The sequence below is a fragment of the Amycolatopsis vastitatis genome (assembly GCF_002234595.1).
Taxonomy (GTDB): domain Bacteria; phylum Actinomycetota; class Actinomycetes; order Mycobacteriales; family Pseudonocardiaceae; genus Amycolatopsis; species Amycolatopsis vastitatis.
Genome location: NZ_NMUL01000009.1, coordinates 156,045 through 174,641, shown reverse-complemented (window position 1 = coordinate 174,641; position 18,597 = coordinate 156,045). Strand labels below are relative to the sequence as shown.

The 18,597-nt window shown below is 71.3% G+C and carries 18 protein-coding genes; 9 read left to right on the top strand and 9 right to left on the bottom strand.

The genetic code is table 11. The features are described 5' to 3' along the window. Nucleotide 1: 1 nt before the first annotated feature. The 3 genes from CF165_RS11870 to CF165_RS11860 all read left to right on the top strand — a co-directional run bounded on the left by CF165_RS11870 (nucleotide 2) and on the right by CF165_RS11860 (nucleotide 2,933). A complete protein-coding gene (locus tag CF165_RS11870; RefSeq protein ID WP_093947530.1) occupies nucleotides 2-811 on the top strand; it encodes a DNA-formamidopyrimidine glycosylase family protein in 810 nt (269 codons plus the stop codon). Between the two features lie 452 nt (nucleotides 812-1,263). Further along, nucleotides 1,264-1,836 carry a GNAT family N-acetyltransferase gene (locus tag CF165_RS11865; RefSeq protein WP_093947529.1) on the top strand — a complete coding sequence of 191 codons (573 nt, stop codon included), beginning with the start codon at nucleotides 1,264-1,266 and terminating at the stop codon, nucleotides 1,834-1,836. Between the two features lie 59 nt (nucleotides 1,837-1,895). Continuing rightward, on the top strand, nucleotides 1,896-2,933 hold the full coding sequence (locus tag CF165_RS11860) for a quinone-dependent dihydroorotate dehydrogenase (protein WP_093947667.1): 1,038 nt from the start codon (nucleotides 1,896-1,898) through the stop codon (nucleotides 2,931-2,933). Here the strand turns inward: CF165_RS11860 and CF165_RS11855 are convergent. The 7 genes from CF165_RS11855 to rimO form a co-directional block, all read right to left on the bottom strand. Further along, complete coding sequence (locus CF165_RS11855) at nucleotides 2,905-4,344, bottom strand: allophanate hydrolase-related protein (RefSeq protein WP_093947528.1); 1,440 nt, start codon at nucleotides 4,342-4,344, stop codon at nucleotides 2,905-2,907. The genes CF165_RS11860 and CF165_RS11855 overlap by 29 nt on opposite strands. A 529-nt stretch (nucleotides 4,345-4,873) precedes the next feature. After that, nucleotides 4,874-5,866, bottom strand: a complete 993-nt coding sequence (gene pspM / locus CF165_RS11850) for a phage shock envelope stress response protein PspM (protein ID WP_093947527.1) — start codon at nucleotides 5,864-5,866, stop codon at nucleotides 4,874-4,876. Between the two features lie 29 nt (nucleotides 5,867-5,895). Next, nucleotides 5,896-6,735, bottom strand: coding sequence for a PspA/IM30 family protein (locus CF165_RS11845; protein WP_093947526.1), 840 nt, complete (start codon nucleotides 6,733-6,735; stop codon nucleotides 5,896-5,898). Between the two features lie 231 nt (nucleotides 6,736-6,966). Continuing rightward, entirely contained in the window at nucleotides 6,967-7,425 is a 459-nt protein-coding gene (locus CF165_RS11840) for a helix-turn-helix domain-containing protein (RefSeq protein ID WP_167441418.1), read from the bottom strand. 99 nt (nucleotides 7,426-7,524) lie between these two features. Then, a complete protein-coding gene (locus CF165_RS11835; protein ID WP_093947524.1) occupies nucleotides 7,525-8,049 on the bottom strand; it encodes a CinA family protein in 525 nt (174 codons plus the stop codon). 2 nt (nucleotides 8,050-8,051) lie between these two features. Further along, a complete protein-coding gene (gene pgsA / locus CF165_RS11830; RefSeq protein ID WP_093947523.1) occupies nucleotides 8,052-8,693 on the bottom strand; it encodes a CDP-diacylglycerol--glycerol-3-phosphate 3-phosphatidyltransferase in 642 nt (213 codons plus the stop codon). Continuing rightward, the gene (gene rimO, locus CF165_RS11825) at nucleotides 8,690-10,126 is read right to left on the bottom strand and encodes a 30S ribosomal protein S12 methylthiotransferase RimO (protein ID WP_093947522.1); all 1,437 of its coding nucleotides are present in this window, start codon (nucleotides 10,124-10,126) and stop codon (nucleotides 8,690-8,692) included. Before rimO ends, pgsA begins: the two co-directional genes overlap by 4 nt. A 159-nt stretch (nucleotides 10,127-10,285) precedes the next feature. Here rimO and CF165_RS11820 point away from each other — a divergent pair, with 159 nt between their 5' ends. After that, a complete protein-coding gene (locus CF165_RS11820; protein ID WP_026469370.1) occupies nucleotides 10,286-10,795 on the top strand; it encodes an amino-acid N-acetyltransferase in 510 nt (169 codons plus the stop codon). A gap of 92 nt (nucleotides 10,796-10,887) precedes the next feature. Then, the gene (locus tag CF165_RS11815; RefSeq protein ID WP_093947521.1) at nucleotides 10,888-11,322 is read left to right on the top strand and encodes a phospholipase; all 435 of its coding nucleotides are present in this window, start codon (nucleotides 10,888-10,890) and stop codon (nucleotides 11,320-11,322) included. A gap of 8 nt (nucleotides 11,323-11,330) precedes the next feature. Here CF165_RS11815 and CF165_RS11810 read toward each other — a convergent pair whose 3' ends face one another. Continuing rightward, the gene (locus CF165_RS11810; RefSeq protein WP_240521545.1) at nucleotides 11,331-11,768 is read right to left on the bottom strand and encodes a hypothetical protein; all 438 of its coding nucleotides are present in this window, start codon (nucleotides 11,766-11,768) and stop codon (nucleotides 11,331-11,333) included. A gap of 36 nt (nucleotides 11,769-11,804) precedes the next feature. Beyond that, a complete protein-coding gene (locus CF165_RS11805; protein ID WP_093947519.1) occupies nucleotides 11,805-14,291 on the bottom strand; it encodes a DNA translocase FtsK in 2,487 nt (828 codons plus the stop codon). Between the two features lie 279 nt (nucleotides 14,292-14,570). Between CF165_RS11805 and CF165_RS11800 the strand changes: the two genes are divergently transcribed. The 4 genes from CF165_RS11800 (at nucleotide 14,571) to CF165_RS11785 (ending at nucleotide 18,529) form a co-directional block, all read left to right on the top strand. Next, on the top strand, nucleotides 14,571-15,386 hold the full coding sequence (locus CF165_RS11800) for a lysophospholipid acyltransferase family protein (protein ID WP_093947518.1): 816 nt from the start codon (nucleotides 14,571-14,573) through the stop codon (nucleotides 15,384-15,386). 34 nt (nucleotides 15,387-15,420) lie between these two features. Beyond that, on the top strand, nucleotides 15,421-16,035 hold the full coding sequence (gene wrbA, locus CF165_RS11795; protein WP_093947517.1) for an NAD(P)H:quinone oxidoreductase: 615 nt from the start codon (nucleotides 15,421-15,423) through the stop codon (nucleotides 16,033-16,035). A 50-nt stretch (nucleotides 16,036-16,085) separates the two neighbouring features. After that, a complete protein-coding gene (locus CF165_RS11790) occupies nucleotides 16,086-17,033 on the top strand; it encodes an EamA family transporter (protein WP_093947516.1) in 948 nt (315 codons plus the stop codon). Between the two features lie 119 nt (nucleotides 17,034-17,152). After that, nucleotides 17,153-18,529: an amino acid permease gene (locus tag CF165_RS11785; RefSeq protein WP_093947515.1), complete on the top strand. Its 1,377-nt coding sequence runs from the start codon at nucleotides 17,153-17,155 to the stop codon at nucleotides 18,527-18,529. The last annotated feature ends 68 nt before the right edge of the window (nucleotides 18,530-18,597 follow it).

The following is an 18,597-nucleotide window of genomic DNA, read 5'->3' as shown; positions in this document are numbered from 1 at the left end:
CGTGCCCGAAGGCGACACCGTCTATCTCGTCGGCAAGCGCTTCGACCGGGCCCTGGCCGGGAAAACCTTGCTGCGCGGGGAGTTCCGCGTGCCACAACTGGCCACTGTGGACCTCGCCGGGCGCGAGGTGCTCGGGGTCGGGACGGTCGGCAAGCACCTGTTCACCCGCTTCTCCGGCGAGCTGACGCTCCATTCGCACCTGATGATGGACGGCATGTGGGACGCCTACCCGGCCGGCGCGAAGTGGCGACGGCCCGCCCACCACGCCAGAGTGATCCTGGCCGCGGCCGACGCCCAGGTGATCGGTTTCCGCGTCCACGACCTCAAACTCGTGGCCACGCCGAAGGAAAGCGACCTCGTCGCCCACCTCGGGCCGGACCTGCTCGATCCGGAATGGACGGACGAGCACGCGGCGCGCGCAGCGGCGGCCCTCGCCGCGGACCCGGCCCGCGAGCTCGGGCTCGCCCTGCTCGACCAGCGCGTGATGGCAGGCGTCGGGAACCTCTACAAGTGCGAGATCGCCTTCCTGCTCGGCGTGACGCCGTGGACGCCGGTGTCCGAAGTGGACGCCGCACGCACGGTCGCGGTCGCCCGGAAGCTGCTGGTGGCCAACGCCGCGTCCGGGCGCTTCGAGCAGAGCACCACCGGCCACCTCGACCGGAACCGGAAGAACTGGGTCTACGAACGGACCCGGCAGGGCTGCTTCCGCTGCGGCGGCAAGGTCCTCGTCGGCACCCAGGGCGACGACGTCCGGCGCCGGCCGACGTGGTTCTGCCCGAAGGACCAGGCCGGGCCGTACCCGCCGCAGTAGGCGTGTTCGCGGTCGGCGAACTGCCCGGGCGCCGCCCGGTGAGATCACACAAAAGACGTTGCACGACACCGGGAACTTCACCTAGCGTGGCAGTACACGAGAAAGGAGGTGGTCCTCAGTTGTATTCCAACAGGACTCGTGAGGTGACTGTCCGCTAGCGGATGGTACGTGGAGGACTTTGAGCAGCGATACAACCGAGCCACCTTCGGCTCATCGCCTGCTTCACGTGGTGCCTGATAGCGAATACCAGGCAGTCACCGTGCCCCCGGGGTTCCCGAGCACCAGTCCGGCTCGGGCTCGGACGTTTGACGGCGTCCGAGAGGCACCCCGGGGGTTCCTCATTCGCGCTCATCTGTGCAGGTCATGCCATCCGGCGGCGCAGAACGACCATCCGGCGATCAGCGTTTCGCCGTTCCGTCCCCCGGACGGCTGAAGGTCGCTAGCCTGGACGCATGCTCAGGCCCGACTACCCGATCACCACGGCCCGGCTGCTCCTGCGCCCGTTCAGGCCCGACGACCTCGATGCGCTGAACTCCTTCCAGTCCCGCGCGGACGTCGCCCGCTACCTCTACTGGGGGCCGCGCAGCCGCGCCGAATCGGCCGCGGCACTCGCGAAACGCGTGCACAGCTCGACGTTGACGAAGGAAGGGCAGTTCCTGGCCGTGGCGGTCGAGCTGGCCGCGACGGGACAGCTGATCGGCGACCTGAACCTGGAGTGGCTCAGCAGCGAGCACCGGCAGGGCGAGATCGGGTTCGTCTTCCACCCGGACCACCACGGCAAGGGCCTGGCCGCCGAGGCGGCCACGGAGCTGCTGCGGCTCGGTTTCGAGGATCTGGGGCTGCACCGCATCATCGGCCGGTGCGACGGCCGCAACACCGCTTCCGCGGCGCTGATGGAACGCCTCGGCATGCGCAAGGAAGCGCACCTCAGGGAGAACGAGATCGTCAAGGGCGAGTGGACCGACGAACTGGTCTTCGCGATGCTCGAGGACGAGTGGAAGGACCTCCGGGCCGCCGGCGCGTAGTGGTCGCTGTCACGGGACGCTCCGGTGGCGCGTTCCGGGCGATTTGGCAGCATGGGGGCGTGTTCTTCGACAAGATCGTCCGCCCGGCGCTGTACCGGCTGTCCTACCACGATCCCGAGCTGGTGCACGAGCGCACGATCGGCGTCTTGTCCCGGCTCGGGAAGGTCGCGCCGGCGGTCGGCGGCGCGCTCCGCGTCGACGACCCGGTGACCGTGCTCGGCCTGCGGTTCCCCAACCGCGTCGGCCTGGCCGCCGGGATGGACAAGAACGGCCGCGCGCTGCCCGCGTGGGCCGCGCTGGGCTTCGGTTTCGTCGAGGTCGGCACGGTGACGCGGCTGGCGCAGCCGGGCAACCCGAAGCCGCGGCTGTTCAGCCTCCCCGCCAGTGACGCGGTGATCAACCGCATGGGCTTCAACAACGACGGCGCGGAAGCACTCGCGGCGAAGCTGGCCCGCGACGGGAAACCGGGCGTCCCGCTCGGGATCAGCATCGGCAAGTCGAAGGTGACGCCGCTCGAGGACGCCGTCGAGGACTACCGGTTTTCGCTGCGCGCGCTGTACCCGTACGCCGACTACTTCGCGATCAACGTCAGCTCGCCGAACACGCCAGGGCTGCGGCAGCTGCAGGACCGCGCCGCGCTCGCCGAACTGCTGGGCGAGCTGCGGTCGACGGCTGCGGAACTGGCCGGCTCGGGCACTCCGGCGCCGCTGCTGGTGAAGGTCGCGCCCGACCTGACCGACGACGCGCTGGCCGAGCTGCTGGAGGTCGCCCTCGAACACGGCGTCGCCGGGATCATCGCCACGAACACGACCCTGTCCCGCGACGGCATCGCGCCCGTGGAGAGCGGCCTGGCCGGACAGGCGGGAGGACTGTCCGGCCGGCCGCTGACCACCCGCGCGGCCGAGGTCGTGCGGTTCGTGCACGACCACACCGGCGGGAGCCTGCCGATCATCGGCGTCGGCGGGATCATGGGCCCGGACGACGCGATCCGGCTCGTGGACGCCGGCGCGTCGCTCGTGCAGCTCTACACGGGCTTCGCGCTGCACGGGCCGGGCCTGGTGCGGCGGGTCAGCCGGGGTCTCGCAGCCCGGCGGTAGACGCGAACCGCACGTAACCGCGCCAGGATTCGTAGCGGTCCAAGCCGGGCCCGTCCGCGGTGAGGCAGCGGATCGCCGACGGCGCGGTGCCGTCGTCCAGCTCGACGCGGTCCAGCACGAAGGGTTCCTCGATCGTGGCGGCGAACCGTTCGAAGGCGGCCGGGGAGAGCCGCCAGCGCTCGCCCTCGAGACTGGCGCCGCCCGCGAGCACGCCCGGCTGCGGCGGCTCGGTGCCCAGCAGCACCATCCGGTAGCCCTCGATGGTCCGGACTCCTCCGGTGAACCGGGCGCCGAGGCCGGTGAGGACGGCGTTGAGCGGCTGGCCGCGCAGGTGGGCGCCGAACACGACGACGTCCTCGCCCGGCTCGGGGTAGGGCGTCATCGGCTCGTCCGTGCAGACGGTCGCGAGGTCGAGGCCGATCTGGTCCTCGAACGCCCGCGTCAGGAAAGTGACGCCGAACGGGCGGCGGTCGCCGGGCAGGACCGGGACGGTGACCGCGGCCACGTCGAGCAGGTTCGCGAAGGCCGTGCAGGAGGCCAGCCGGTGCGCCACGCCGGCCGGGTCGGCCAGGGCCTCGGTGATCCCGGGGTGGTCCGGCACGGTGGGCACGAGGAGCGCGTCGAAGCCTTCGGGTCCTTGCTCGGAGCACGTGACCGGTTCGAGCACCGCGCCGTCGGCGCGCAAGCGGGCGAGGACGCTCCTGAACGCGATGCTCGCCGCTTCGCCCAAGGGCAGGTCGACCGGGAACGCGATCCGCGGGTGCTCCCCCGCGCCGAGGCGGACGTCGGCGGGCCAGGTGCGCGTGGCCGGGTCGACGCCGTCCGCGCCGGTCATCAAGGCGAGGGCGCGGCGCGCGGCGACCAGGCCGCCGGCGTACACCGAGACGCCGTCGGAGGCCTGGATGCCCGTCATGGGCAGCAGGCCACGCGTCGGTTTCACGGCGGCGACGGCGTTCAGCGCCGCCGGGACCGCGCCGCCGGTGCTCAGCGCCAGGTCGACGATGCCGAGCGCGACGGCGACCGCCGCACCGCCCCCGCCGACCTTGGCGCGGTCCCAGGCCGAGGCCATCGTGCCGGCGCCGGTCTTGCCGAGCACGACGGTCCCGGCGGAGGTGAGCCGGGTGACGACCGTGGCGCTGGTTTCCGGGACGCGGCGGCCGGAGGGCTGCTTCGCGACGTCGATCAGGTCCTGCACGGCGAGGACGGTGCCGGCCAGCGGCAGGTCCTCCCCGGCCTTGACGCGCTCGTCGACGGCCTTCGCGTCGACGAGGACGTCTTCGACGGCGCGGAGGGTGGTCCAGAGTTCGGGGCGGTTGGCCTCGGTGATGCGCTCGAAGGCGGCGATGACGCGCTGCGAGGCGGTGGGCGGGGGCGGCGGAACGGGGTCCGGATCCGGCGGGAGCGTGTTCACGGGGCGTCCTTTCCTCGGCGGGTCGAGAAAGTCCACTGTGTACGGTCGGCGCCGGCGAACCTCAGTGCACGGCGGGCCTCCCGGCGAGTGACACCTCTGCATGCATGACAGAAACGTTAGATCGCCGACGTTTCCGTCGCCACCAGTTTCCGATTACGCGCGGGTTTCGGCCCCAAGAGGTGAACAGGGGGCGACGCCGGGGTGAAACGCACGATCACGCACGCCGGGTGACGAACAGCCGGAGCGCCCGGATGGCGGCACCCGAACGGCCGAGTTTGAAGCTCAAACGGCGGAGCGCAGGCCGAATTCGCGTGATCAGGGCCGGAAGTGACGTGTCCGAAGCCGTAACTCGCGTGATTGAAGCCGGAACTCACGTGATTGGAGGGTCGACTCGCGTGATCAGGGGGTCGACTCGCGTGATGGGGAGGTCAACACGGCGCGGCTCGAGCTTCGCCGCCGTGTCGACCCTTCAATCACGCGTGTCGGCTCGCCAATCACGCGTGTCGACCCTGGGTCACGCCGAGGCGGGTCAGGAGAGTTCGCGGAGGGCCATGGCCAGGCCGGCCAGGCGGTCGGTGGCGTCGGTGAGGGCCTGCTTGGACGTCACCAGGCCGTCGCTGGAGGCGGCGACCGTGTGGCCGGCCGCGGCGACCAGGCCGCGGTAGCCCTCGAGGCCGTCGTCGAGCTGTTCGCGGAGCTTGCCGACCGCCGCGTCCAGGGCCGCCTGTTCGCGGGCGGGCGCGGAGTTGCGGCCGCGTTCGATCGCCTGGACGCGGGCCGCCAGGCCGCGGAGGGCGGCCGCGGCTTCGGCCGCCGTCTGGCGGGCGTCCTCGACCGACACCCCGGAGACCGGGGTCGTGCCCACCGACGACGGCACCGAAAGCTGGCGCAGCAGCTCGGTCAGCGAGGCTTCGCACTCGGCGAGCCGCTCCATCGGGCCGCGGGCCGCGGACCCGGCGGGCGGCAGCGGCGGCGGGCCGGACGGCGCCGACGGGATCTGCATGCGGTTCAGTTCGCGCAGCCGGAAGCCGGACCGGACGCCGAACGTGCCGAACACGACGGCACCGGCGAACGCCATGATCGCCTGCGGCATCATCGCGGCGCCGGTGGCGCTCATCCAGCCCATGCCGGCCGCCACGGTGAGGACGCCGCACAGGATCGTCAGCAGGATCCACAGCGTCAGCGCGCGCGACGTCCGGCGCTTGCGGCGTTCCAGTTTCGCGGCCGGGTGGTTCCAGCGGTCCCACTTGGCCCGGGCTTCGGCGAACGCCGGGACCTGGCTCGCCATCGACGACAGCGTGGCCGTCACGTCGGGGCGCCGCACCGGCGGCCGCTGCAGCGGGTTCGGCCGGGGACGCGGAGGCGCGGGCTTCCCGCCGGCCGCATCGGCCGGCGGGAAGTACTTCTGCACCTTCTGGAGCTTCTCCTGGGCGCGCACGGCGTAGTCGGGCAGCTTCTCTATGTGCTTCTCCAGCTTGGCGCTCAGCTCGCTGAAGTCACGGCGCCTGCCCTGCTGCCCCATGCTCGCCCCCTCCTAAGGATCCGCCCGGGTCAGGCCGGGTTCTTGCCCTGCTCCGCCTGGACCCGCGCCTGGATCTCGCGCTGGATGTCGGCCTGGCTGCTCGACGCCGGAGCCGTCTTGCCGCCGTCGGTCACCTGCGCGACCGAGTCACCGTGCATCGAGGCGCGGATCTGCTGCAGTCGCGACTGCCCGGCCAGCTGCGTGGTGGAGGCCTGGACCTCCATCATGCGCCCCTGGACCGAGTTCTGGGCCAGCTCGGCCGAGCCCAGCGCCGTGGTGTAGCGCTTCTCGATCTTGTCGCGGACCTCTTCCAGCGACGGGGTGTTGCCCGGCGCGGCGAGCTGGCTCATCTGGTTCAGCGAAGCGGAGACCTGCTCCTGCATCTTCGCCTGCTCCAGCTGCGAGAGCAGCTTGGTGCGCTCGGCCAGCTTCTGCTGCAGCATCTGCGAGTTGCGCTCCACGGCCTTCTTGGCCTGGGCCGCGGCCTGCAGCGACTGGTCGTGCAGCGTCTTGAGGTCCTCGATGCTCTGCTCGGCCGTGACGAGCTGCGTCGCGAAGCTCTCCGCGGCGTTCTCGAACTCGGTGGCCTTCTGCTCGTCACCCTTGCTGCGGGCCTCGTCCGCGAGGACGAGCGCCTGCCGGGTCGACGCCTGCAGCTTCTCGACCTCGCCGAGCTGCCGGTTGAGCTTCATCTCCAGCTGCCGCTGGTTGCCGATCACGGAGGCGGCCTGCTGCGTCAGCGCCTGGTGGTTGCGCTGCGCCTCCTCGATGGCCTGCTGGATCTGTACCTTCGGGTCGGCGTGCTCGTCGATCTTCGACGAGAACGCCGCCATCATGTACTTCCAGAACTTCACGAACGGGTTGGCCATCTCCTCCGCCTGCCTTCTTGCGTCCCACGGGCCTAGGTGTCCTCGGGGTGGGGCGTCGCTCCCCTGCACATGCAACGCACCGACCCCGGCGTCGGGTTCCATCGTGTCAGGTCGGCCACGTCCGTTCCAGGCGACCCCGGGGGATTTCAGGGTTCCTCCCTGATCACCCCTGGAGGTAACGCGGACGGCCCCGGGCGGGTTGCCCGGGGCCGTCCGTCGTGTGCGCCGGATTTACGCGGCGATCGTCGAGGCCAGCTTCGGCTGCCCGATCGTCGTCCGCAACGTCGTGTTCATCCGCGGCGCCGGGGAAACCCGCAGGTCGGCGAGGTCGTTCCCGATCAGCTCGGACATCAGGCGGCCGCCCTCGATGCCGGCGGCCGACGCCTGCGCACCCCGCTTCTCCCGGGGTGCGCCTTCCACGATCCGCTCGTCGACCGGTGCGACCTCGACGTTGTCGAGGGCCGAAACGTCCGCCGCCACGTTGTGCAGCAGCTCGCCGAGCGGAAGGTCCAGGGCCTGGCAGATGGACGCGAGCAGTTCGCTCGACGCCTCCTTCTGGCCCCGCTCCACCTCCGAGAGGTAGCCGAGGCTGACCCTGGCGGCGCGGGAGATGTCGCGCAGCGTACGACGCTGGTTGGTGCGGGCATGACGGAGCCGATCACCGATCGCCTCACGCAACAGCACGGTCATCACGCGCCTCCCTTCCGAACAAGTACCCCCTACGTTACCCAGAGCGGCGCCCCGGGCGCAGGAGTTGGTGTGCGCGTACGCCAAGGGCGAACGCGTGTTTCACGCCAGATGTTCCCCGAGCAGGGCAAACGCCGCCAGGACCGATTCGGTCCTGATCAAGTCGCGATCGCCGGTCAAGGCCAGAGTACGGACTGTGACAACCGAGGCTTCGCCTCGGGTCGGGGGCTCCGCCACCCGAGCCCCCGAAAGACGCGATGTACGTGTTACCGGCCCGGCGAGCCCGACGTGCACGGTGCCCGGTGCGACGCCGTCCTGCGCCGACGGTCCGGCCACGCCGGTGAGCCCGAGGCCCCAGGTGGCGCCGCAGCGGTCGCGGGCGCCCTCGGCCAGCTGGGCGGCGACCTCCGGGTGGACGGCGCCGTGCTCGGCCAGCAGCCCGGCGTCGACCCCGGCCAGGGCCGTCTTCAGCTCGGTCGCGTAGACGACCAGTCCCCCGCGCAGGACCGCGCTCGCCCCCGGTACCCGCGCGAGGGTGGCGCAGACGAGCCCGGCCGTCAGCGACTCGGCCGCCGCGACGGTCTCGCCCCGCGCGGCCAGGGCCGCGACCAGGGCCTTTTCGTCCACCCTCAGCTCCCGGTGACCCGGCGCCCGGCCGCCCGCAGCCGCACCGCCCGGACCAGGTAGTCCACCCCGGTGACCACGGTCAGCACCAGCGCCAGCCCCATCAGCGCCCACCGCACCGGGTCCGCGCCCGCCGGCAGCGGCAGCAGGTACGCGACGATCGCCGCGATCTGGGCCATGGTCTTGGCCTTCCCACCCCGGCTGGCCGGGATCACGCCGTGCCGGATCACCCAGAACCTCAGCAGCGTGACGCCGATTTCGCGGACCGCGATGACGATCGTGACCCACCAGCCGAGCTCGCCCAGCACGCTCAGCCCGACCAGCGCGGCACCGGTGAGCGCCTTGTCCGCGATCGGGTCGGCGATCTTGCCGAAGTCGGTGATCAGGCCGTACTTGCGGGCCACCCAGCCGTCCAGCTGGTCGGTGGCCGAGGCGATGGCGAACAGCCCGGTCGCGATCGCGCGCCAGGTGGTGTCGTGGCCGTCGCCGACGAACAGCGCGGCGACGAACAGCGGCACCAGGACCAGCCGCGACAGCGTCAGGAGGTTCGCGACGTTGAGCGTGGGAACCGGGGTCGGCTCGGGGACCTGCGCGGGACCGTCGTGCGTCAGTCCCTCGTCGGCGGCGTCGCTGGGGAGCGCACTCACCGGTCGGCGTCCGGTACCGCGCGGACGATCAGGTCCACGCCCGCCGAGTCGACGACCTCGCAGCGCAGGAAGTCACCGACCTGCACCTTTTCCGGCGCGTCGAGGATGACGCACTCGCCGTCGACCTCCGGCGCCTGGTGCGCGGCGCGGCCGGTCAGCTCGCCGTCGTCGTCCAGCTCCACGAGGACGTCGACGAAGGTGCCGATCCGGTCCTCGGCGCGCTGCGTGGTCAGCTCCTCGACCAGCGCGGAGATCCGGGTGACGCGCTCCGCGACCACCTCGGGATCGAGCTTGCCGTCGAAGGTCTCGGCCTCGGTGCCGTCCTCGTCCGAGTAGCCGAAGACGCCCACGGCGTCGAGACGCGCGCCGGTGAGGAACCGCTCCAGCTCGGCCAGGTCGTGCTCGGTCTCGCCCGGGAAGCCGACGATCACGTTGGTCCGGATGCCCGCTTCGGGCGCGTACTCGCGGATCTGCTCGGTCAGCGCGAGGAACGAGTCGGTCGAGCCGAACCGGCGCATCCGGCGCAGCACCTGCTCGCTGGAGTGCTGGAAGGACAGGTCGAAGTACTCGGCGACACCCGGCGTGGTCGCGATGGCCTTGACCAGCTGCGGGCGCGTCTCGGCCGGCTGCAGGTAGGAGACGCGGACGCGCTCGATGCCGTCGATCTCCGCCAGGCGCGGCAGCAGCCGCTCCAGCGCGGTGGCGCCGTCGCGGCCGAAGTCCTTGCCGTAGGACGTCGAGTTCTCGCTGACCAGGAACAGCTCTTTGACGCCGTTTTCGGCCAGCCACATCGCCTCGGCGACGATCTCGTCGGGCTGCCGCGAGACGAAGGAGCCGCGGAACGACGGGATCGCGCAGAACGAGCAACGCCGGTCGCAGCCGGAGGCGATCTTGAGCGCGGCCACCGGCGCGTCGTCGAGGCGCGTGCGCAGCACCCGCGGGCCCCAGCCGTGCTGCGCGTGCCCCGGGACCTCGACCTTCTCCGCGGCGGCGGGCCGCTGCACCGGGCTGATCGGCAGCAGCTTGCGGCGGTCGCCGGGCGTGTGCGACGCGACCTTGCGGCCGGCGACGACGTCGTCGAGCCGGTCCGAGAGGTCGGCGTAGTGGTCGAAGCCCAGCACCGCGTCGGCCTCGGGGAGGCTGTCGGCGAGCTCGTGGCCGTAGCGCTCGGCCATGCAGCCGACCGCGACGACCTTCTTGCCGGTGTCGGACGCCGCGAGCAGCGTGTCGACCGAGTCCTTCTTGGCCGACTCGACGAAGCCGCAGGTGTTGACCACCACGACGTCGGAGTCTTCGGGATCGGCCGCCAGCTCCCAGCCGCCGGCCGCGAGCCGGCCCGCCAGCTCCTCCGAGTCGACCTCGTTGCGGGCGCAGCCCAGGGTCAGCAGGGAGACGCGTCGGGTGGCGGCTGGGTCCGTGGCAGGGGAAGGCACGACGTTCAGGGTAGCCGCCGGGCCCGGGCGGCCCGACGACGGCGTAGCCCGGTCGTGACAACCGGGGCTTCGCCCCGGGCCGGGGGCTTCGCCACCCGGACCCCCGAAAAGCAAGCTGTGTCGCCGCGCGCGCCGGGCGATGTGGCAGGGTTGACGATCGTGCCGTCCGCCTCGCCCCGCCCGACCGTCCGCCGCGCGCGGATCGCCGACGTCCGCAAGATCAAGGCCCTGGTCGACTCGGACGCCGGCCGCGTCCTGCTGGAGAAGGACCTGGTCACGCTGTACGAGGACGTCCAGGAGTTCTGGGTCGCCGAAACGGGTGACGAGGTCGTCGGCGCGGCGGCGCTGCACGTGCTCTGGGAGGACATCGCCGAGCTGCGCACGGTGGTGGTCGACAAGGCCGTCCGCGGCCAGGGGGTCGGGCGGGTGCTGGTCGCCCGGCTGGTCGACGAGGCACGTGAGCTGGGTCTCAAACGGCTCTTCGTGCTGACCTTCGAGACGAGCTTCTTCGCCGGGCACGGGTTCGTGGAGATCGACGGCACCCCGGTGTCGCACGAGGTGTACGAGGAGATGCGGCGCTCGCACGACACCGGCGTCGCCGAATTCCTCGACCTGCCCTACGTCAAGCCGAACACCTTGGGAAATTCCCGCATGCTGCTCGAACTCTGAGTGAAAACCCCCTTTCGGGCGGTGACGTGCGCCACTGCCCGGCCCGAAGCTGGTGAGGCACCCGTCCACCGGACCGGCAGGGGGAACATCGCATGCGCACGACACTGCGGAACCTGGGGGCCACCGTGACGGTGGCCGTGTCCGTCGGCGCGGGAGCCCTGCTGGGCACCGGCACCGCGGCGGCCGCCGACATCCCGGCGCTCACCGACCAGTACCTCTTCCGCACCTCGCTGTCCGGGTTCGAATCGATCCGGAACTCCGCGCCCTACTCCGGTCAGCTGGACTGGTCGTCGGACGGCTGCTCGTGGTCGCCGGACAAGCCGTTCGGCTTCCAGTTCCTGCCCGGCTGCCACCGGCACGACTTCGGCTACCGCAACTACAAGAAGCAGGGCCGCTTCACCGAGACCGCCCGCAAGCAGATCGACGACAACCTCTACGCCGACCTGAAGAGCGTCTGCGGGTCGAACATCGCCTGCAAGGGCACGGCCTGGACGTACTACGAAGCGGTCCGCAAGTTCGGCGGCTGAGCCGGGGCTCAGCTGATCCGGACCGTCGCCTCCCCGCCGTCTTCGCTGACCGACACCAGCTCGACGCGGCTGGCGGCGAAGGCGGTGGCCTGGGGGCCGGTGCGCGGGCCGCTGTGCAGCTCGGCCGTGGTGCTCTCGCCGCGGCCGGGCTCCTTCAGCAGGAACGCCAGCGTCGCCTCCCCCTGCCAGATGCACGTCATGCCGGGCCGGCACCGCGAGTCTTCGACGAGCCGCGTGTAGCGGACGGTGAGGTCCTTCCCCGGCGCCGCGGCTTCCTGCCCGAGGCGCAGGGTGACGTCGTGCCCGGCCGGGGCGTTCACGGTGTTCTCAGGCGGCGGTGGCGAGGTGGGCCCGGGTGCGGGCGGCCCGGAGGCGACCGCGCTCCCGGCGCCCACCGTGACGACGGCGAAGGCGAACAGTCCGGCTACGAATCGCTGTAGGTCCACGCCTCCATGACGGAACCGGGGCCGCGGCGGGTTGCACTATTCCTCGTCCGGTTCGGCGTCGACCGGGCCGCCGCCGCGGATCATGAACAGGACCGACTCCAGCTCCTCCGGCTTGATCAGCACGTCGCGAGCCTTCGAGCCCTCCGACGGGCCGACCACGCCACGGCTCTCCAGCAGGTCCATCAGCCGGCCGGCCTTGGCGAACCCGACCCGGAGCTTGCGCTGCAGCATCGACGTCGAGCCGAACTGGGACGTCACGATCAGCTCCGCCGCCTGCAGCAGGACGTCGAGGTCGTCGCCGATGTCCGGGTCGATCTCCTTCTTCTCGCCCGCCTTGTGCGCGGTGACGCCGTCCTGGTACTCCGGCTGCGCCTGCTCCTTGGCGTAGTTGACGACCGCGGAAATTTCCTCGTCGCCGACGAACGCGCCCTGGATGCGGACCGGTTTCCCGGCGCCCATCGGCAGGTAGAGCGCGTCGCCCATGCCGATCAGCTTCTCCGCGCCCGGCTGGTCGAGGATGACCCGCGAGTCGGTCAGCGACGACGTCGCGAACGCGAGCCGTGAAGGCACGTTGGTCTTGATCAGGCCGGTGACGACGTCGACCGAGGGCCGCTGCGTGGCCAGGACCAAATGGATACCTGCGGCACGGGCCTTCTGGGTGATGCGGACGATCGCGTCCTCGACGTCGCGCGGGGCGGTCATCATCAGGTCGGCGAGCTCGTCGACGATCGCCATGATGTACGGGTACGGCCGGTACTCGCGCTCCGACCCCGGCGGCGCGGTGATCTCGCCCGAGCGCACCTTCTTGTTGTAGTCGTCGATGTGCCGGACCTTGTTGACCTGCATGTCCTGGTAGCGCTGCTCCATCTCCTCCACCAGCCAGGCCAGCGCGGCGGCGGCCTTCTTCGGCTGGGTGATGATGGGCGTGATCAGGTGCGGGATGCCCTCGTACGGTGTCAGCTCGACCATCTTCGGGTCGATCAGGATCATCCGGCACTCTTCCGGCGTCGCCCGCGCGAGCAGTGACACCAGCATCGAGTTGACGAAGCTCGACTTACCGGAACCGGTCGAACCCGCGACCAGCAAGTGCGGCATCTTCGTCAGGTTCGCGGTGACGAAGTGGCCTTCGATGTCCTTCCCGAGGCCGATCACCATCGGGTGGTTGTCCTTGACCGTGGTCGGCGCGCGCAGGACGTCGCCCAGGCGGACCATCTCGCGGTCGGAGTTGGGCACCTCGATGCCGACCGCGGACTTGCCCGGGATCGGCGCCAGCAGGCGGACGTTGTCGGTCGCCACCGCGTAGGCGATGTTCTTGGTCAGCGCGGTGATCTTCTCGACCTTCACGCCCGGGCCGAGCTCGACCTCGTAGCGGGTGACCGTCGGGCCGCGGGTGAAGCCGGTGACCTGCGCGTCGACGTTGAACTGCTCCAGCACGCCGGTGATCGCCTCGATCATGGCGTCGTTGGCCTTGCTGCGGGACTTCGGCACGTCGCCGAGCTTCAGCAGGTCGGGCGGCGGGAGCTGGTAGTCGCCCTCGACCGTGCGGGTGACCGCGAGCGGCGGTTCCGGAGCCTTCTTCGGCTTCTTCTCGGGCACCTCGGCGGGTGGTTTGGCCGGGACCTTGGGCGGCTTGATCGGCGTCGGCGCCTCGGCCAGCATCGCGTCGATGTCCAGCTGCTCGGGAGCGGCTTCACTGGCCTGGCGGCGCCGCGACGGCTTGCGCAGGCGCGCGGACTTCGGGTCGGCTTCGGTGACGGTGTCCTCGTCGGTGGCGAAGCCGGACCGCAGCGCTTCGGCTTCGGCGATCTCGTCCTCGTCGAGGCCCCAGTGGCGCAGCCGGTTCGGGATTTCGCGGACCGGCGTGCCGGTGAACACGAGCACGCCGAAGAACAGCGCGAGGATCAGCAGCGGCACGGCGACCCAGGTGGTGACGCCCATGGTGAGCAGGCCGCCGGAGAAGGCGCCGACGATGCCGCCGGCGTACATCCGGCCGTCGTTGGTCTCGGGCAGCGCGGTGAAGATGTGCAGCATCCCGAGCACCGACAGGACGACCATGATCGTGCCGACGACCATCCGCGGCCGCGTCTCCGGGTGCGGCTCGGACCGCATCAGCGCGACGGCGACGACGACCAGCACCAGCGGCAGGGTGACGGCCCCGGCGCCGAGGACGGTCCGGGTGGCGATCTCCACCCCGGCGCCGATCGGGCCGGCCGCCCGCCACCAGACGCCGACGGCCGCGACGATCGCCAGGGCCATCAGGCCGAGCGCGAGGCCGTCCCGGCGGTGTTCCGGCTCGAGTTCACGGGTGCGGCCGACCGTGCGGGCCAGCGTGCCCAGGCCCTTGGCCAGCAGGTTCCAGGTCCCGCGGACGCCCTTGCCGAAGAGCCCGGGCGTCTTGCGGCGGGAGCGTGGCGGCGGCTTGCGAGTGGACGTCCGTGGCTTCGCGGGTGTACGCGGCTTACGCGCCGCTGCCCCCTTCGCGCCGCTTCCCGTGCTTCGCTTCCTCGTCGCCGACCCAGCCATGCTTCAACGGTAACCGGCCGTGGCGGTTCGTCCCATGCGCCACTCTCGGCGCAGGGTGAACTTCTGCCTCACACCATGGGCTGAGCGGCCATCCGGGTGAACCGATCCGGCCCGGTCTCAAACGCCCCAATGTGGCGTTGGGTGCGTCCAACGCACCGAACGCCACATTGGGTGCGCTCAACGCACCGAACGCCACATTGGGGCGCTTTACCCAGTCTGGGGTGAACCGATCCGGCCTGTGCGCAAACGGGTGAAATCGGCGTCTGCCATGCTCTGCCCATGCTCGCGCTGCGCACCGACGAACCGTCTCGCCGTGCCCCCGCCATCTGGCGGACCATGCTGAACATCGACCGCGGGCTGGTGAACCTGGTCGGGCGGCTGACCGTCACCGGCCGGGTTCCCGCGCAGCTGCGGGGACGGCCGCTGCTGATGGCCGCCAACCACATCGGTGTGTTCGACGCGTTCGTGCTGATGGCGGCGTGCAAGCGGATCGGCATCAACCCGCGGTTCATGCTGGCCGGCGGCATCCTCGACGCCCCCGTCATCGGCCCGGCGCTGCGGGTCAGCGGGCACCTGCGGGTCGACCGCAAGCACGCCGGCACCGCGGTCGGGCAGTTCGCCGAGGCCGTCGAGGCGATGAAGACCACGCGCGAGCCGATCATCGTCTACCCCGAGGGCCGGATCAGCCACGACCCCGGCCTGTGGCCGGAGCGCGGCAAGACCGGCGCGGCGCGGCTGGCGCTGGCCGCGGGCGTGCCGGTGATCCCGATCAGCCAGTGGGGCGCCCACGAGGCCGTCTACTGGGGCACCGAGACCGTCAACGGCCCGGCCGACCTGGTCCCGCTGGCCCGCTCCGGGCTCAGCGCCCCCCTGCGCCGGCCGCGGTTCAAAGTCCACTTCGGCGATCCCGTCGACCTGTCCGAAGTCGAGCCGGACCGGCCGGGCGCCGGGGTGCGCGCGCACGCGAAGATCATGCAGGCGATCACCGACGGTCTCGTCCCGCTGCGCCGCGACGAGCTCGACCGGCCCCGGTTCCACGACCCGACGCGGCCGACCGACACCGTCAGCCCGTGGAAGCCGCCGTCCGCATCCTGAGACGCCCGATCCGGCGGCCCTAGAGTCGGCGGACGTGAGCACACGGATACTCGTCGTCTACTACAGCTCGACCGGGAACACCGCCGCCCTCGCCGAGTCGCTCGCCGCCGGGGCCCGCGAGACCGGCGCCGACGTCCGGGTGCGGACCGTGCCGGAAACCGTTCCCGCCGACGCGATCGCGCGGAACCCGCGCTGGCAGGCCTGGGTCGGCTCCGGCCCGCACCACGAGCTCGCCACGCTCGGCGACCTCGAGTGGGCCGACGGGCTCGCGATCGGCAGCCCGACCCGGTTCGGCGGCCCGGCCGCCCAGCTCAAGTCCTTTTTGGACAGCACCGGTGGCCTGTGGGCGAAGGGAAAGCTGGCGGACAAGGTCGCGACGTCGTTCACGACGGCGTCCACGCTGCACGGCGGCCTCGAGTCGACGCTGCTGGCGATCAACAACGTGTTCTACCACTGGGGCGCGATCGTCGTGCCGCTCGGCTACACCGACCCGCACCTGCTGGAGTCCGGCAACCCGTACGGCGGCTCGTTCGTCTCCCGCAAGTCGGCGGCGCCGGACGACGTCGCGCTCGGCGCGCTGCGCGTCCAGGGGCGGCGGCTGGCCACCATCACGACGCACGTGGCGACCGGCCTCAAGCGGGGAGAGTAACCGGAAAAATCGGTTCGGCGGTGACGTCGGCGGGCCCTAGAGTCGCCGTCGTGACCACCGAACTGCCCGTCCTCGCCCCGCCCCGGGTCGCCCACCGCGGCCGCGGGACCGCCTTCGTCCTGCTCGCCGCGCTGTTCTTCAGCACGTCGGGCACCCTCGGCAAGTCCGCGATGTCGGCCGGGATCAGCCCGGAGCAGGTGGCCGCGGCCCGGATCTCGCTGGCCGGGCTGGTGCTGTTCGCCGGGGTGGCGCTGGTGGCGCCGCGGAAGCTGCGTGTCCGCCGGACCCAGCTGCCGGTGCTGGCCGGCTACGGCCTGCTCGGCGTCGCCGGCGTCCAGCTGCTCTACTTCGTCGCGGCGGGGCGGATCCCGGTCGGCATCGCCATCCTGCTGGAGTTCGTCTCACCGGTGCTCATCGCGCTCTGGGTGCGGTTCGTGCGGCGGCACCGGCTGCCACGCTCGGTGTGGGGCGGCATCGGGCTCGCCATGGTCGGCCTCGCGCTGGTCGCCCAGGTCTGGCAGGGCGTCACCCTGGACGGGCTCGGCCTGCTGGCCGGCTTCGGCGCGGCGCTGTGCTCGGCGGCGTACTTCCTGCTCGGCGAACGCGCGGTGGCCGACATCGACCCGCTGGGCCTGGTCACCTGGGGCATGGTGATCGGCGCGGTGGCGATCGGCTTCGTCGCGCCGCCGTGGACGTGGCCGGCCGGGCTGCTCGGCACGCGGGTCGCGTTCGGCGCCGGGCACCCGCCGGTCTGGCTGCTGCTGACCCTGCTGGTGCTGGTCGCGACGGTGCTGGCCTACGCCTGCGGCATTTCGGCGCTGCGGCACCTGCCGGCGTCGGTGGCGAGCGTGCTCGGGCTGGTCGAGCCCGTGATCGTCACCGTCACGGCCTGGGTGCTGCTCGGGGAGGAGCTCACCTGGCTCCAGCTCCTCGGCTCGGCGATCCTGCTGGCCGGCGCCTACATCGTGCAGCGCAAGTCGGAAATCCTCGTGGCGTGAGTTGTTACCGGGGCTCCGCCCGGACCCCCGAAAGACCGCTGCCGTTGCGCAAATTCTGCACCCGACGTCGCCCTGGTGGAGAATTCCCGCGATCCACGCTCACCCGGGGAGGAAGCACCTTGGCGACGAAATCCGGGCTGCGGCCCGATCTGCGGCAGCGGCACGTCCGGATGATCGCCCTCGGCGGCATCATCGGCGCCAGCCTGTTCATCGGCAGCGGCGCGGTGATCCACACCGTCGGCCCGGCCGCCGTGCTGTCCTACGCGGTCGGCGGGCTGCTCGTCGTGCTCGTCATGCGGATGCTCGGCGAGATGGCGACCGCCGCGCCCGCGCTGGGCTCGTTCATGGAGTACGCACGGGAATCGCTCGGCGGCTGGGCGGGCTTCACCATCGGCTGGCTGTACTGGTACTTCTGGGTCGGCGTGGTCGCGTTCGAGGCCGTGGCCGGCGCGAAGATCCTCCAGGGCTGGATTCCCGATGTGCCGCAGTGGGTGTTCTCGCTGGGGCTGATGCTGCTGCTGACAGCGACGAACCTGGCGTCGGCCCGCTCGTTCGGCGAGACGGAGTTCTGGCTCGCGTCGATCAAGGTCACCACGATCGTCGTGTTCCTGGTGCTGGGCCTGCTGTTCGTGCTCGGGCTCTGGCCGGGCGCGCACTTCTCGATGGGCAACATCGGCCTCGACGGCTTCGTCGCGAAGGGGCCTTTCTCGGTGGTGCACGGCGTGGTCATCGTCATCTTCTCCTACTTCGGCGCGGAGATCGTGACGATCGCGGCGGCCGAGTCCGACCAGCCGGAGACGGCGGTCCGCAAGGCGACGTCGACGATCGTCTGGCGGGTGATCGTGTTCTACGTCGGTTCGGTGGCGCTGCTGGTGATGATCACGCCGTGGCGGGAGATCCCGAGCGAGACGAGCCCGTTCGCGGCGGCGTTCGGCCGCTTCGGCGTCCCGGCGGCGTCGACCCTGGTCAGCGCGGTGGTGCTCACGGCGGCGTTGTCGGTGCTGAATTCGGGGCTGTACACGGCTTCCCGCATGCTGTTCGCGTTGCGGCGGCACGAGTGGGCGCCGGCCTGGGTCTCGGACACGAACGCGCGCGGCGTCCCGTGGAAGGCGATCCTGGCGTCGACCTCGGTCGGGTACGTGGCGGTGGTGATGAGCTACGTGTCCCCGGACAAGATCTTCTACTTCATCATCAACTCGGCGGGCGCGGTGGCGTTGTTCGTCTACGCGATCATCTGCGGCTCCCAGATCCGGATGCGCCGCCGTCTCGAAGCCACGGACCCGGACCGGTTGAAGCTGCGGATGTGGGGCTACCCGTGGCTGAGCTGGGTCACGTTGGCCCTGACGCTGGTGGTGGTGGCCTCGATGCTGTTCGTCGACGCCGACGCGCGCTCCCAGCTGTACCTGAGCCTGATCAGCCTGGCGGCGATCCTGGCCGTCTACGCCCTCATCCGCCGCCGTTCCCCCCGTGAAGCAACGGTCGACACGCGTGATTGAAGGGTCGACACGCGTGATTGAACAGACGACACGGCGAAGCCGGGCCGTGTCGTCGCCCCAGTCACGCG